Origin of the sequence: Pseudomonas syringae group sp. J254-4 (assembly GCF_032586855.1) — a bacterium.
Taxonomy (GTDB): domain Bacteria; phylum Pseudomonadota; class Gammaproteobacteria; order Pseudomonadales; family Pseudomonadaceae; genus Aquipseudomonas; species Aquipseudomonas amygdali.
Window position 1 is genome coordinate 18,955 of sequence record NZ_JAWHOO010000026.1, and the last position, 15,076, is coordinate 34,030.

14 protein-coding genes and 1 pseudogene are annotated in these 15,076 nt (G+C 56.9%); 8 read left to right on the forward strand and 7 right to left on the reverse strand.

Translation table 11 applies throughout. The features are described 5' to 3' along the window. Nucleotides 1–14: 14 nt before the first annotated feature. The 4 genes and pseudogenes from RYB09_RS27355 to RYB09_RS23440 all read left to right on the forward strand — a co-directional run. Nucleotides 15–782, forward strand: a pseudogene (locus RYB09_RS27355) (MCP four helix bundle domain-containing protein); the annotation flags it as partial. Nucleotides 783–851: 69 nt separating this feature from the next. Beyond that, complete coding sequence (locus RYB09_RS27360) at nucleotides 852–1,640, forward strand: methyl-accepting chemotaxis protein (protein WP_410003819.1); 789 nt, start codon at nucleotides 852–854, stop codon at nucleotides 1,638–1,640. Nucleotides 1,641–1,855: 215 nt separating this feature from the next. After that, the gene (locus RYB09_RS23435) at nucleotides 1,856–2,485 is read left to right on the forward strand and encodes a response regulator transcription factor (RefSeq protein ID WP_316890468.1); all 630 of its coding nucleotides are present in this window, start codon (nucleotides 1,856–1,858) and stop codon (nucleotides 2,483–2,485) included. Nucleotides 2,486–2,531: 46 nt separating this feature from the next. Continuing rightward, nucleotides 2,532–4,121 carry a hybrid sensor histidine kinase/response regulator gene (locus RYB09_RS23440; RefSeq protein WP_058409164.1) on the forward strand — a complete coding sequence of 530 codons (1,590 nt, stop codon included), beginning with the start codon at nucleotides 2,532–2,534 and terminating at the stop codon, nucleotides 4,119–4,121. A 47-nt stretch (nucleotides 4,122–4,168) separates the two neighbouring features. Here RYB09_RS23440 and RYB09_RS23445 read toward each other — a convergent pair whose 3' ends face one another. Then, nucleotides 4,169–4,666, reverse strand: a complete 498-nt coding sequence (locus RYB09_RS23445; RefSeq protein WP_058409163.1) for a hypothetical protein — start codon at nucleotides 4,664–4,666, stop codon at nucleotides 4,169–4,171. Nucleotides 4,667–4,893: 227 nt separating this feature from the next. Continuing rightward, on the reverse strand, nucleotides 4,894–6,162 hold the full coding sequence (locus RYB09_RS23450) for an OmpP1/FadL family transporter (RefSeq protein ID WP_316890471.1): 1,269 nt from the start codon (nucleotides 6,160–6,162) through the stop codon (nucleotides 4,894–4,896). Nucleotides 6,163–6,507: 345 nt separating this feature from the next. On the opposite strand from RYB09_RS23450, the gene RYB09_RS23455 reads away from it, so the two are divergent. Continuing rightward, the gene (locus tag RYB09_RS23455; RefSeq protein ID WP_316890473.1) at nucleotides 6,508–7,008 is read left to right on the forward strand and encodes a GAF domain-containing protein; all 501 of its coding nucleotides are present in this window, start codon (nucleotides 6,508–6,510) and stop codon (nucleotides 7,006–7,008) included. A gap of 13 nt (nucleotides 7,009–7,021) precedes the next feature. Here RYB09_RS23455 and RYB09_RS23460 read toward each other — a convergent pair whose 3' ends face one another. Then, entirely contained in the window at nucleotides 7,022–7,483 is a 462-nt protein-coding gene (locus RYB09_RS23460) for a GNAT family N-acetyltransferase (RefSeq protein ID WP_316890475.1), read from the reverse strand. Nucleotides 7,484–7,781: 298 nt separating this feature from the next. Between RYB09_RS23460 and RYB09_RS23465 the strand changes: the two genes are divergently transcribed. From RYB09_RS23465 to RYB09_RS23475, 3 genes are all read left to right on the forward strand, one after another. Continuing rightward, nucleotides 7,782–9,605: an EAL domain-containing protein gene (locus RYB09_RS23465; RefSeq protein ID WP_058400652.1), complete on the forward strand. Its 1,824-nt coding sequence runs from the start codon at nucleotides 7,782–7,784 to the stop codon at nucleotides 9,603–9,605. 91 nt (nucleotides 9,606–9,696) lie between these two features. Further along, nucleotides 9,697–10,482 (forward strand): sulfite exporter TauE/SafE family protein, encoded by a 786-nt coding sequence (locus RYB09_RS23470; RefSeq protein ID WP_058400651.1) that lies wholly within the window; start codon nucleotides 9,697–9,699, stop codon nucleotides 10,480–10,482. Between the two features lie 218 nt (nucleotides 10,483–10,700). Further along, nucleotides 10,701–10,901, forward strand: a complete 201-nt coding sequence (locus RYB09_RS23475) for a hypothetical protein (protein ID WP_080394877.1) — start codon at nucleotides 10,701–10,703, stop codon at nucleotides 10,899–10,901. Between the two features lie 252 nt (nucleotides 10,902–11,153). Here RYB09_RS23475 and RYB09_RS23480 read toward each other — a convergent pair whose 3' ends face one another. The 4 genes from RYB09_RS23480 to RYB09_RS23495 all read right to left on the reverse strand — a co-directional run bounded on the left by RYB09_RS23480 (nucleotide 11,154) and on the right by RYB09_RS23495 (nucleotide 14,952). Then, a complete protein-coding gene (locus tag RYB09_RS23480; RefSeq protein ID WP_058400649.1) occupies nucleotides 11,154–11,348 on the reverse strand; it encodes a hypothetical protein in 195 nt (64 codons plus the stop codon). A gap of 189 nt (nucleotides 11,349–11,537) precedes the next feature. After that, nucleotides 11,538–11,777: a PLDc N-terminal domain-containing protein gene (locus tag RYB09_RS23485; protein ID WP_055007483.1), complete on the reverse strand. Its 240-nt coding sequence runs from the start codon at nucleotides 11,775–11,777 to the stop codon at nucleotides 11,538–11,540. A 225-nt stretch (nucleotides 11,778–12,002) separates the two neighbouring features. After that, entirely contained in the window at nucleotides 12,003–13,556 is a 1,554-nt protein-coding gene (gene garD, locus RYB09_RS23490; RefSeq protein WP_055006684.1) for a galactarate dehydratase, read from the reverse strand. A 10-nt stretch (nucleotides 13,557–13,566) separates the two neighbouring features. Further along, nucleotides 13,567–14,952 carry an MFS transporter gene (locus RYB09_RS23495; RefSeq protein WP_005780860.1) on the reverse strand — a complete coding sequence of 462 codons (1,386 nt, stop codon included), beginning with the start codon at nucleotides 14,950–14,952 and terminating at the stop codon, nucleotides 13,567–13,569. Between the last annotated feature and the right edge of the window lie 124 nt (nucleotides 14,953–15,076).

A 15,076-nucleotide genomic window follows, 5' to 3' on the forward strand; every position in this document is an offset into this window, starting at 1 on the left:
CGCTGGAGGCAACCATGAACATCAGATCGCTGAATATTTCACGCAGGGCATCCCTGTTTTTTGGCGTGATTACCTTGCTGCTGATCGGCCTCGGAGGATTCTCCTACGTGCAGATCGACCACCTGCGCACGGCCGAGCAGAACATCGAAGAAAATTCGTTGCCCAGTATTCAGGTCGTCGACGACATTCAGATCGCCCTGCTTCATGCTCGTCTGGAAAGCATCAGGATGCTCGCCAGTACCGATCCCGCCGTGCACAGCACAGCAGAAGCCAAAGCCCGGGAAGCGATAGAGGCGCTCCGGTCGAACAGCGAGTTCTATCGGAAAAACCTGATTTCGGGCGAAGCCGACCGTGCGCAATTCGAAGACGCCAACAGCAAGATGGGGGCCTACATCGACGGCGTGAAACAGATCATTGCCATGGACAGCTCCGATCATGAAAAAGCTGTTTCCTTTGCGAACTCAGAGCAGGTTCAGCGCGCCACTGCCTATCAGGAAAAACTCACCACGCTGCGTGGGCACAACGCTGAAGAAGCCGTGAGCTCCGGAAAAGATGCCACCGACGTGTACAACCACAGCGTCAATGTATTGCTGACCGTTGTTATTGCAGCGTCCCTTCTGACCGTGGTTCTGGCGATTACCCTGACACGCAGTATTGTCGATCCGCTCAATGCTTCTCTCAAACTGGCAGAAGACATCGCCTCAGGCGACCTGACCCGGCAACTGGGCGTTACCGGCAGCGACGAAGCATCACGCTTGATGACGGCCCTCAACACCATGTCGGGGAACCTGCGTACCACCATTCATGAGATTTCCGGCGCATCCGCCCAACTGAGCACCGCTGCCGTCGAGATGACGTCAATCACCGAAAGCGCCGACCGTACACTGCAACAACAGAACAGCGAAATCGAACAGGCCGCCACTGCTGTAAACGAAATGAGTGCTGCCGTAGAAGAGGTCGCTCGTAATGCTACGTCTACCTCCCAGGCTGCCCAACAATCCAGCCTCTCCGCCGACCTGGGCAACCAGCGCGTGACCGAAACCCTGACCGCCATGCAGAACCTGACCGGTCTGGTCGAGGGCTCTTCTGCACAAGTCACTGCCCTGGCCGGCCAGGCACAGGACATCAGCAAAGTGTTGGGCGTGATTCGCGGAATTGCCGAGCAGACCAACCTGCTGGCATTGAACGCAGCCATCGAAGCCGCGCGTGCCGGTGAACAAGGTCGTGGTTTTGCCGTGGTGGCTGATGAAGTGCGCGCGCTGGCGCATCGCACACAAACGTCCACTCAGGAAGTCGAACAGATGATCTCGGCGATTCAGGCCGGTTCTTCGGCCACGGTCGAGTCCATGCAGAAGAGTACTCAGGAAGTCCACAGCACTCGCAAGACAGCAGAAGACGCCGGGCAATCGCTGCGCCAGATCACCGACTCGGTACTGGAGATCAATAACCGTAACCTGCAGATCGCTGCAGCATCCGAGCAACAGGCGCATGTAGCGCGTGATGTCGACAGAAGCCTGATCAGCATCCGTGATCTGGCCGTACAGAGCAGTGAAGGCACCCGGCAAACACTGATTGCCAGTACCGAACTTTCGCAGTTGGCAGTCAACTTGAATGATCTTGTACTGCGCTTCAAGACATGAGGCAAAACGGGATCCATAACTATCGGCATGGCGGCAAGGCAGCGGATTCGTCTGCTGCACCTTTTTATAGCACTAGTGCCATTTCTGGCAAAAAAACAATAACAAAATGCCAGCACTCGACCGCCATTAAAGTTGCACTTCATTTGTTTCATTAACGATACAAATACGTTCTATCAGGTATGATGCGCGCTACTTGAATACGGGAAGTATGAGGTATGCCGTGCAGAATCATCGTGGCCGACGATCACCCACTGTTTCGTGAGGGCATGCTGCGTACTATCGAGCGGCTGATACCTGAAGCGATTATCGAAGAAGCAGGCAATCTGGATGAAGTACTCACCCTCGCACGCCGGGGTGATGAGGTCGATACTCTGGTGCTCGACCTGCGCTTTCCGGGGCTCACTTCGATACAGACCATCGGCAGCCTGCGCAGCGAGTTCAAACGCACTTCAATCATTGTGGTCTCGATGGTCGATGATCTGGACACCATCTCACAGGTCATGTCTCAGGGTGCGGATGGCTTCATTGGCAAAAATATAGACCCCCTGGAAATTGCCGAATCCATCATCGCCATCCGCGATGGCGAAGTGGTGGTCAAGTACAAGCCCGAAGGTTCGTTACTGAGCGATCTGGATTCTGGCGCAATCAGCCATCTGACCGCACGTCAAAGAGAAGTACTGGGGCTTGTGGCGTCGGGAAAAACCAACAAGGAAATCGCCAGGGATCTGGGTATTTCACCCTTTACCGTGCGTATTCATGTCTCCAGCCTGCTCAAGGCGCTTGGTGTGCCCACCCGATCGGCTGCCGCTGCACAGTTTTCCAGCCTGGCCGGCAAACAGCACTGAGACGGTAGCCGCCATGTCATTACTGCCCAAACGAATAGATCTGGAAATGACTCAGGCGCTACTGCGCATGGCGGTCATTGCCACCTCGATCCTTTACGCACTGATCGCGTACGGGATGGGGGAAATGTCAGAGAACAAGCTGTTTGTGATCCTGGCTTATTGCATGGGTTTTGGCGTCGTCACGGTGGGGCTGATCATACGCATTGCCCAGCGCCCGGGCGCCTCAGGCAGACGACGTCTGTTTGCCCTGGTGACCGATAATCTGGCGGGAATCGTGACGATCTCGGTTGGCGGCGAGGCCATGTTGCCGGTGTACTCGGTGATGCTGAGCATGACGGTCGGCTACGGCATGCGTTACGGGCGCAACTACCTGCTGCTGGCAACCGGCTTTTCCATGATTTCGTTGATGATCATCATCGTGCTCACGCCGTTTCTGCGTGAGCACCATGCTGTGGCCGTCATGATGATCCTGACCATGCTGGTCCTGCCGCTGTTTGTCTATTTTCTGCTTGGCCGACTGCACATGGCCCTTGAAGAAACCCAGGCGGCCAATCAGGCCAAGTCAAGGTTTCTGGCACAGGCCAGCCATGACCTGCGCCAGCCGATCCACTCCATCAGCCTGTTTACCGCCTGCCTGCGCGATGCGCCTTTGGGCGATAACGAACAACGTCTGGTGAATAACATCGACCGGGCGTTGAGTGCGGTAGAACAACTGTTTCGTTCGTTGCTGGACATCTACACCCTCAACCAGGGCGAAGTCGCACCGCGTCCCGAATCAGTCGACCTGGATGCACTGCTCAACGGGCTGGCCGCGCAGAACAGCGAGGCTGCTACCTGGGCTGGCGTGGATATTCGCGTACACAGCGGCAACCATCACGTCTGGACCGACCCCGCCTTGCTGCGCACGCTATTGCAGAACCTTGTTTCCAATGCATTCAAATACGCACCGGGCAAACCGATTCTGATTGGCTGTCGCCGGCAAAAAGGCACCGTCAGCATTGGTGTTTATGATCGGGGCCGCGGCATACCCTCCGAGCACTTGCCGCACTTGTGCAACGAGTTCTATCGCGTCCGCGAGAAGCGTGACCGCGACATTGAAGGTGTTGGCCTGGGGCTGAGTATCGTCAGCCGTATCGCCAGGCTCATGAACCTGCGGGTCAATATCAGTTCAGTGCCCGAGCGTGGCACTGCGGTAACCGTCAGCGGCCTGAAAGCGGTGGCCGCCAGCCAGCCGGTGAACAACATCGAAATCAACTGGAATACTCGCCTGCTTTCCGGTCTGCGCGTCATGCTGATCGAGGACAATCGCAACGTGCTTGAAGCCACCGCCATGTTGCTACGCAGATGGGGCTGCGAGGTCCAGACCTTCAGCAGCATCCCCGAGATCAGTGTCGACTGTGATCTGGTAGTCACTGACTTCGATCTGGATCGTACGGCGTCGGGCGCCGACTGCATTGCCTACCTGAGCGGGCTGCAGGGAAGGCGCATACCCGCCATCGTGATTACCGGCCATGAGCTTCAGCACGTTCGGCAGACACTGAACGATCCGGATATCCCCGTTCTTTCAAAACCGGTGAGGCCGGTCGAACTGCGCTCGCTGTTGTTGAGTTTCAAGGCCGGTTCGGCGGTGTACTGACAGCCATTGGAATGTGCTGCTTTCAGACGTTGGGCAGCAGGCTGTGGTCAATCCGTTGTGAAGCGTTCAACCACGTTGCCTTTGAACTTGATGAAGATGCGCGTAATCGACGCTTTTCTTCCGGTAGCTTGCGTGCCGCTCAGTGTGCTTGCGTCGCCCATTATTTCCTGTGCATCGCCCATGCGCGATTGCCCCTGAAGCAAGGTGGATGCCGCGTCTCCGGAACCATATCGGTTAGAGTACTTGACCGCCATCTTGGTCAATGAGTTAAGACCTGATTCGTTACGGTCGTAGTACCACTCGGAGCTGTTATCGGACACATTGTCCTGCGCCGAATAAGGCGCACCAAACGCCTGGCGAATCTGTTCCTTGGTCGACTTTCGGGCAATGATGTTGGCCCTTATATAGTCAGGCGCATATTTGTAATCACCGGTCAGGGTATCGAGCGGGTTGCTGCCACCGGTCGAACAGGCCGTCATGGTTGCTATGACTAGCGTAATCGCCGCCAACCCTCTTATGTTTGCCAAATGGCGAGAAATACCCATGCGCGTTCCCTCTGAAAACAAGTCTGTTGTGAGTGATCCGTTTACACCACTGCAAGACCTTTACGGTCGCGCACGCGCGGCCGGCGACGTTATAAAAACGTCGTCTGCCATCGACAAGTCAGGGTGTTATTCAGCGCATTAGCTTAAGTGGCCGACCCAGGGCCAGCCATAGTACGGATGTACTAGTAACAGTACGGATGTACTGCCTCTGCAGGCTTACAACTTTCTCAGAAACGGTAAGTCGCCCACACACCCAAAAAGCTGGCGCGGTTCTGATAGCGCGCGCTGTAACTGGCCAGCGCATTGGCACGGCTGACATCAACACTTTCTTCTTTAAGATAGGCGTAGGCAACATCAAGGGTCAGTTCTTTGCTGACGTCATAACCCGCGCCCACACTGAAGATCGTACGGTCGCCGGTCGGTGTGCGTGGCGAGCGATTGGTATTGCTGGTCGGTGACTGATCCAGACGGATGCCGGTACGCAACGACCAGTGTGAATTCAGTCGATACGATGTGCCGAGCGCATAGGCCCAGGTATCGTGCCAGTCCAGCCCGCCTGCGATAGCGCCAGACAAGGACGCAGCCAGTATCCCACCGCGCGCGGGGCTGATGTTCTCGGTACTGAAACTCAGGTCCTTCATGCGGCTCCAGCGCGTCCAGGTCGTTCCCGCATAAAGTGTCCAGGCATCGGTGAGCTTCTGAGTGACTGACAACTCGTAGGATTCAGGAGTATCGACCTGTAGCGAGCAGTCATAGCGATTGCTGTTCAGCAACTGGGCTGGCGTACCGGCACCTGTGGCAACCTCGGTATGGCAATCAAGGTCATAGCGCACTTTGGAGTGGTAGGTCAGACCAGCCTGCGTGGTATCAGTCAGGCTGGCCAGAACGCCGATATTGAAGCCCAGCGCGACATCCTTGCCCTTCACTTTCACATTACTGTCGGCGATGGCCGGGTTAAGCGTCAGGTCCGACTCCAGCGAGCCGGCAAACTGATTGATGGTCGGCCCGAAGCCCACCGATACCCTGTCATTGAAGGCATAACTCAATGTCGGTTGCAGGGTCAGAACTTTTGCATCGCTCTTGCTGGCAAAGGCGCGCCCCTGAAAACCGCGTTCGTAATCCGTCGCCAGGCCGAACGGCACGTACGCGCCAAGGCCAATGGCCCAGTGTTCATTCAGCCTGCGGGTATAGAAACCGAACGGGATGGCCTTGAATGGCACCATGTCGCCATCGTTGCTGCCGCTCGAACGTCCACTCGCCCGGCTGATATCCGTCGATGCATCGATAAAGGTAGCGCCACCGGTGACCTGCTGGCCGGCCAGACGCGCCATGCCTGCCGGGTTGCCGTATACCGTGCCGGCATCTTCGGCGGCAGACGCCCGACCCGCAAACGCTGTGCCCATGCCGCTTATGCCTTGCTCGTTAAGCGCAAAGCCACCTGCATACAAGTGCGTGGAAATCATGGCAACCGTGAAGCCCAGGGTCGTCTTGTGCATGGTGTTCAATGCTCGCAGTAAGGGGTTCCGGTCAATCCGGCTGAAATAGGAAACTGCCTGCATACACCTTCAAAGTGTTTTCAGGCATTCCATGCGCTGGCAAACCTGCGATTTTATCAACGCAAAAATGGGATCCCTATAGTACACATGTACTAGTACACACCTCTTGGGTAAGTCCTTAACGTTGACAAGGGCATTAAACTCGTTAAATAGTTGGAGGCGAGGAACACAATATTTCATGTAAGCCACGATCAGGTATGGCACGATCACTTCCTGCACAAGATCGGCAGCGCCAGGCGTACTGCCAAGGCTGCATCAGTGCTTTTATGACCAGGGTGACGCATTTTGAACAACAAATTGACTTCAGCAGAGCTGGCAGTCATCAGTGAGATCGAGGCCACTTCCAGCCTTTTAAGGCTGGTGACCCGGCTGACCGGCCTGAGATTCGCGGCAATTGCCAAAGTAACCGAAACCAGCTGGACGGCATGTGCTGTGTACGACGAGATCAAGTTCGGACTGGAGGCCGGTCACGAGCTCAAACTGGAAACCACGCTGTGCAATGAGTTACGCCAGCACAAGCGTCCTATCGTGATCAACGAAGTTGCCACGGATGCGGTCTACGCAGAGCACCCCATCCCGAAACTCTATGGCTTTCAGAGCTATTTCTCGTTGCCGATCATTTTCCCCAACGGAGACTTTTTCGGCACGCTGTGCGGTCTGGACAACCTGCCGACGCCACTCGACGACGCCGATACGCTCGATACCCTGAAAGTCTTCTGCACGTTGATCGCCAGCACGCTGTACGCGCACTACCGACTGCAGGAAATGCAGGAAGTCACTGCTTAAGGCATGGAATGCCTCAGGTGCGCAATTGCCGTTCCATGATCAATGTGCGCTCCTCCCCTTCCTGATGCTCTCGCACCAACCTGAAACCCAGCGCTGTATAAAACTCCTGCGCGGTCAAGGATGACGGCACAATCAGCAGCTCCAGGCCTGCCCCACGGGCGATATGCTCCAGCTCTGCCATCAACAAACGCCCGATGCCCCGACGATGCCAATCAGGGTCGACAAACACCGAGCGCACCACCTGACCCTCCAGGCTGGCAGTTCCTACAACCACCTCCCCCGCCACCGCCACCGCCATAAACATCCGACGTTGCTGCATGAGCCGCTCAATGGCAGCCGGGCTGAAACTCAGTTGCACGCGCTCGATCACACTGGCCGGGTAATCCCTGGCATTGCTGGTACGCAAGGCAGTCAGCACCACTCGACTGATGGCGCCAGCGTCTGCTGTACGTGCGGGTCGAACCTTGATGTTCATTTTTCGTACCTGGGCAGATAAACCGCAAATGAAGCGCACAGTGAAAGCCGTGCTTCGTTAATACCGAGCCATGAGCGTTTTGCTCATTTGCAACCAAACGACGAATGGCAATGTTTGTAACACTCAGAATACAAAAGAGCAGGCCCTTTATTTTATGGGGCTGCAAGACCGATAGCGCTCAAAAATAACCGTTTGTGGCCGATCAACCTGTACCTCGCCTGTAATTGAATTTTTTTCATCTGTTAAAGTCGGTTTCGTGATGTCATATAGTCATCACCGAACACCCATCGAGAATTTTATGAACGCCAGTGCCCCCATTCCGCTGAATGAAACGCAACGTCTGTTGCGCATCAGGGAGCTGTGCGTGCTTGAAGACACCTCCGACGATGTGTTCGATGAAATCGTGGCAATGACCGCCGATTTCTTCCAGACGCCGATTGCGTTGATCTCGATTGTCGATGAACACCGTCAGTGGTTTCGCGCCCGAGTGGGGCTGAGTGCCCGGGAAACGCCACGCAACGTCTCGTTCTGTGCCTACACGATCCTTTCCGACACGTTGTTCGAAATTCCGGATGCGACCCTCGACGACCGGTTCGTGAACAATAGCCTGGTGACCGGCCACCCCGATATTCGCTACTACGCGGGTGCCCCGCTGATTACCGATGACGGCATCGCTCTGGGCAGCCTGTGCGTGATCGACACCAAGCCGCGTGAACCGATGAGCGAGCATCAGACGCAGATGCTCAAGCGTTTCGCCTCATTGGTCATGAAACGCATAGTCAGCTTGCGTCTCAGTTGCTTCATTGACCAGCCGACCGGCTTGTATAACCGCTCACGCCTGCAGGAAGACATCCATCAGGCACTGGCATCGAGCGTTGATTATCAGTTGGTCGTGGTGGACATGATCACCTCCGCGTTCCTGAACGACATTGTCAAGGCTCTGGGCTACAGCTTCTCTCAGGACCTGGTGACCGAAATCAAGAGCCGCCTGGAGCATCTGCTGCCGCCAACCTGTTCGCTGTACAAGGTCAGCCCTACCCGCTTCGGCTTTCTGCTGGCCGGAGACCGAGTGCCTGATCATCTGTTTCGGACCATTCTCGAAGACTTCGAGACCCCCGTGGAATGCCGGGGCATTCCGGTGCAGATGCAGGTAGGTCTGGGGGTTGTCACCCTGAACCGCGACCCGACCGAAGAGCAGGACTGGATGCGCATGGTCATCAGCGCTGCCGATGATGCTCGCGACCGGAATCTGGGCTGGGCGATGTATGAGCCGCACTTCGATGCCGCTCAGCAACGTGCTTTCAAACTGCTCAGTTCGTTGACCAGCGCGGTGCACTCGCATGATCAACTGCGCCTGGTCTACCAGCCGCGCATCGACCTCGCCTCCGGCCTGTGCACCTCGGTAGAAGCCTTGCTGCGCTGGAACCATCCGACGCTCGGCCCCATCGGGCCTGCCGAATTCGTACCGCTGGCCGAGAAAACCGCACTCATGCGTCCGCTGAGTCTGTGGGTGCTGACAAGCGCAATCGAGCAGGCCGCCCGCTGGCAGCAACAGGGCTTCGATTTCCGTATTGCGATCAACGTCACCCCGGAAGACCTCACCGGTCCGGCTTTCACTGACCGGATGATCCGCCTGCTGGGTCAGCACAAGATCGACCCCACGCGCTTTGAGCTGGAGTTCACCGAGGGCGCGTTGATGCACAACCCGGCCGAAGTGCGCCACCAGCTGGAACGCATGCGGCAGATGGGCATGGATGTGGCGATCGATGACTTTGGTACGGGCTACAGCAACTGGAACTACCTGCGGCAATTGCCCGCAACCACCGTCAAGCTCGATCAGTCGCTGATTCGCAATCTGGCGTCCGACAAGACCGATCAGCGTCTGGTCAAGGCACTGATCGGTCTTGCCAAGAAGCTGGGTTATTGCGTGGTGGCCGAAGGCATCGAAACAGACGACATTCGCCGTCTGGTCAAGCAATGGGGTTGTGACGAGGGTCAGGGCTATCTGATTTCCAAGCCTATGGAAGCCGACGCCGTACTGAACTGGCTAGGCCCTGACCGCCGCCTGCAAACGGTCACTGAAGCCGCCGAAGCCGCCGTCATCCGCGACAAACGGTTATAACCTTAGAACACTTCTTCATAACCGTTTGCAACACAAGCCGTTATGCTGCCCGCCACTTTTTGCCTGATGCGTTTGCTTGAATGGGTTGGTTATGGAAGCGGGTGGTCTGGGGTTTGTAGTTGCAGGGTTGGTAGTCGGTTTTATCGTTGGCATGACCGGGGTCGGCGGTGGCTCGCTGATGACGCCCATTCTGTTGTGGTTCGGCATCAACCCGGCCACGGCGGTCGGCACCGACCTTCTGTATGCGGCGATTACCAAATCCGGCGGGGTTCTGGTACATCGCAAGAATGACAACATCGACTGGAAAGTCACCGGCCTGCTGACCCTGGGCAGCGTCCCTGCCGTGCTCCTGACGCTGTGGTTCCTGAGCACGCTGCACACCGCACCTGAGGCCCTTAACGCGATCATCAAACAGGCGCTGGGCTTTGTGCTGCTGCTCACTGCCCTGGCCGTTCTGTTCAAGAAAAAGCTGCTGGCCTTCGCTCATGGTCGCGGGGACGGGCATTCGTTTTTCAGCGGTACGAGCCTGACCGTATTAACGGTCATCACCGGTTTGATCCTCGGCACCATGGTCGCACTGACCTCCATTGGTGCAGGTGCGCTGGGTACCGTGGCGTTGTTCATCCTCTATCCGCTGCTACCGACCCGGCGTCTGGTAGGCACGGAAATCGCCCACGCCGTCCCTCTCACGCTGGTTGCAGGTCTGGGCCACGCGAGCATGGGTAACATGAACTGGGAATTGCTGGGCTGGCTGCTGATGGGCTCATTGCCCGGCATTTACCTGGGCAGCCACATGGCGGGCCGCGTTTCCGACGACCTGCTACGGCCGTTCCTGGCCATCATGCTGGGCATGATCGGCTTCAAGCTGGCGTTCTGATCCTGACGCCCATCAGCCTGTCACATTTTTGCGTCAGGCTGCCCGCTTGGCAAAACCTGAAAAGCCGCCCGTATCTGTTCAGTTGCGAACGGCGCGCATTCATCGGGAATTGTAATTTTTTGTAGCTCGATACCGATTTTCGGCGCAGGATTTCGTCCGTCTGCTTTCGCGCCGATGACCCGGCACAGACTTACCCTCACTGACAGGAGATGCCAACAATGCTCATCCGAATTGAAGAAGGTGTACATGGGGCTGCTTGGGTTGTAAAACTGGACGAATACCCGGTCAAGTGCCGGAGTTGGCAGGAAGCCAGAGAATTTGCCGATCGCATGAAATCCAGGATCGATGCACCTCATTCGTTGCCTCATCTGGCACGACGCGTAGCACCTGAAAGACACTCAAGCGCAATGGCCCGCTAGGCTCCAGAACCCGCTCCTGAATAATTCGAGACCGCGTTGTCAGGCGACTGGCAACGTTGTTTCATCCCGTCACAATGCCTTTCATTCTGTTACACCACTTCTCGTTTCCATGACATCCGTTTCACATCCTCTTCACGTCCGGCTGCGTAAATTGACCCTACTCCTTTGATGAATCCCATTTGGCCCACCCCGTTGTGGGCCATTTTTTTGCCTGCAGAAAAGGATTAACGCGCCGCTATCAATCAGGCCGGGTTACTCGCTTTGCACCTTTTGCGACGAGGAAGCAGTCAGGACCGGGCTGCTCAAGACACCAGCGCTCAACTCCGCCAGGCGATCATTACCCGTACCATTGGCCATGTTGTTGCTCCAATTCGCTGTCGTCGTTGCCACCCAGCCCAGCACAAACAATGCAACCGCCTGCAACGCCCACTTGGTAATGATCGACATGTGCTCTCTCCTTGTTCGGGTCTGGATGGCGAGCATGTAAACACCCCACCATGACAGAAGAATTGCAGAGATTTTTATTTTTACCAGCCACAAGCCCATCTTTGTGAAAAGAATGTTTGCGAAACGGGAATGAGCGGTCTGCAAGAGAAATACCCACACCCGTGGGTGGGGTATTTCCAGAAGGCGGGGTCAGTACTTGGTGCTTTGCTGCTCAGGCCTGGCAGGCGTGTCCACATGGCGCGGGCCAGCGACCAGCAGGGCCAATACGCCAACAATCGGCACGGCAACAACGACGATGATCCACATCAGCTTGTTGCTGGATTGCGTCTTGCTCTTGCGGATACGCATGACTGCCCAAATGTCTGAAATCACGATCAGAGCAGTCAGCGCTGCAAACAGCCACAAATGATTTTCCGATATCCAACCCATTTGAAATCTCCTGCACCATCAACGAAGGCAGCCAGACCGGCTGCCCTACTGTAGAAGAGGCCGGAAAGCGGCCTAAAGTTCAGAGAATCTTTCGGATTGTGCGTCATGTCCTGGATCGGACGCAGAGTGTCCAGAATGGCATACCGACGCAAATCGTCGGCACGATAGCTGCGAAATTATCGTTCCATACGCTCCAGCGCGGAAATGCCGTTCGTGATGCTCCTGTCAGGTAATCGGTGCCGGGTTGAACAGCGTGATGTCGTTGTGCAGCCGATAGTGCTCGGTCCAGGTCTTTTTCTTGCCGCTGGCCACGTCCAGATAAAAGTGGAAAAGCTCCCAGCCCAGATCCTCGATGCTTGCGCGTCCAGTCGCAATGCGTCCGGCGTCTATGTCGATCAGGTCAGGCCAGCGCTGAGCCAGTTCGGTGCGGGTCGAGACCTTAACCACCGGTGCCATCGCCAGACCATACGGCGTACCGCGTCCGGTCGTGAACACATGCAGGTTCATGCCCGCAGCCAGTTGCAAGGTACCGCAGACGAAGTCACTGGCCGGCGTAGCACAGAAGATCAGCCCCTTGCCATTGACCCGCTCACCAGGGCCGAGCACGCCGTTGATGGCGCTGCTGCCTGACTTGACGATAGACCCGAGGGACTTCTCGACAATGTTCGACAACCCGCCCTTCTTGTTGCCCGGCGTAGTGTTGGCGCTGCGATCTGCCTCGCCTTTGGCCAGGTAACGGTCGTACCAGTCCATTTCCCGTACCAGTGCCTGCGCGACCTCCTGATCCTGCGCGCGGGATGTCAGCAGATAGATGGCGTCGCGCACTTCGGTTACTTCAGAAAACATAACCGTCGCACCGGCACGCAGCAACAGGTCCGAGGCGTAGCCCAGCGCCGGGTTGGCGGTGATGCCGGAAAACGCATCACTGCCGCCGCACTGCATGCCAAGGATCAACTCCGAAGCAGGTACTGTTTCACGACGACGCAGGTTCAGCTTCTGCAGACGCGTCTCGGCCAGCTCCATGATCTGTTCGATCATTTCGTTGAAGCCGTGACTGGAGTCCTGAAGCCGATACAGCCAAGGCTCGCTCAGGTCCACAGAACTGTCGCCCTCGTGCATCACCTGCCCGGCCTGCAACTTCTCGCAGCCCAGGCTGATCACCAGCGCCTCGCCACCCAGGTTCGGGTTACGTGCCAGATTGCGCACAGTGCGAATCGGGATGTAAGCATCGGTGGCGGTAATGGCCACGCCGCAGCCGTAGCTGTGGGTCAGGGCCACCACGTCATCGACGTTCGGGTACTTGGGCAACAGCTCGTCGCGGATGCGCTTGACCGCATGATCAAGTACGCCGGTCACACACTGCACGGTGGTGGTGATACCAAGAATGTTGCGGGTACCCACGGTGCCGTCGGCGTTGCGATAGCCTTCGAAGGTGTAACCCTCGAGCGGTGCCTGTTTCTCGGGCACCGCGTCGGACATCGGCAGGCTGTCGAGCGCAGGTGCCGAGGGCATGCGCAGCTGGTCTTCCCTGACCCAGCTGCCACGCGGTATCGGTTGCAGCGCATAGCCAATGGTGTGGCCGTAACGAATCACGGCCTCGCCCACGGCCAGGTCAACGGTGCTGACCTTGTGGCTCTGCGGGACGTTATCGACAGTCACCAGGCCGTTGTCGAATTCGGTTCCGGCCGGCACGCCCTGGTCGTTGACCACGACCACGACGTTATCCAGCGGATGCAGCCGGATATAGCGCGGCGAATCGGCATGTTGAATCAGGTTCATCACGGTTTCCTCAGGATTTCGCTTCGGAAAGGTCGCTGACCGAGTCGTTCAGCAATGGCCCCTTGGCAGGCGGCTCTTTCAATTCCACACGCTTGATTTCACCCACAATGAAAATGTAACTGATTACCGCCAGCAGCGCGTTGGCGCCCACGAACACCAGTGCCCATTTGAACGAGCCGGTGCTGCTGATGATGTAACCAATCACGATCGGAGTGGTGATCGATGCAATGTTACCGAAGGTGTTGAACAGACCGCCGCTCAGACCGGCAATCTGCTTGGGTGAAACATCGGACATGACAGCCCAGCCCAGTGCACCGACGCCTTTGCCGAAGAATGCCAGGGCCATGAAGCCCACCACCACCCATTCGATATCAACGTAGTTGCAGGTCACGATCGAGGTGGACAGCAGCAGGCCACCGATGATCGGCGCCTTGCGGGCAAAGGTCAGCGAGTGGCCCTTGCGCAGCAGGTAGTCGGAGATGATTCCGCCCAGCACGCCGCCAATGAAGCCACAGATAGCTGGCAACGAGGCAATGATGCCCGCCTTGAGGATGGTCATGCCGCGTTCCTGAACCAGGTACACCGGGAACCAGGTCAGGAAGAAGTAGGTAATGCCGTTGATGCAGTATTGGCTGAGGTAGATACCCAGCATCATGCGGTTGGTCAGCAACTGGCGGATGTAATCCCACTTCGGTCCGCTGCTGGCTGCTTTTTCCTTGCCTTTGCCCTTGTCCTGATCCAGGTCGACCAGCGCACCATTGCTGGAGATGTGTTCGAACTCGGCCTCGTTGATCATCGGGTGATTGCGCGGACCGTAGATGACCTTCATCCAGATCATCGAGAACAGGATACCGACTGCGCCCATGACCACGAACACGTGCTGCCAGCCGTAGGTGTAAACAATCCAGCCCATAAGCGGAGCGAACAGAACGGTGGCGAAGTATTGCGCCGAGTTGAAGATCGCCGAGGCCGTGCCGCGCTCGGCGGTCGGGAACCAGGCGGCGACAATGCGGGCGTTGCCCGGGAAGGAAGGCGCTTCAGCCAGCCCGACCAGAAAGCGCAGCATGAACAGCGCGACGATGGCGGTGGAAATGCCGAACTCACCCACATAGCCTTGCAGCAGGGTGAACAGCGACCAGGTGAAAATGCTCATGGCGTAGACTTTCTTCGACCCGAAACGGTCGAGCAGCCAGCCACCGGGGATCTGACCGGCCACGTAGGCCCAGCCAAATGCGGAGAAGATATAGCCCAGAGTGACCGGAGTAATGCCAAGGTCTTTCTGGATGCTGGAACCAGCGATAGCGATGGTGGCACGGTCGGCGTAGTTGATCGTGGTGACCAGAAACAGCATCAACAGAATCAAATAGCGGACGTGCGTCGGCTTGGACTTTTGCATGGTAGAGCTCCCACTGATTATTTTTTTACGCGGGTAAAGCTGTTTTTGGGTGTTGCATTACAGGCCCCTTGGCAGTGTCGCGGCGACGACAGCTACCACCTGTAAGGGTCATGCATTCCAACGA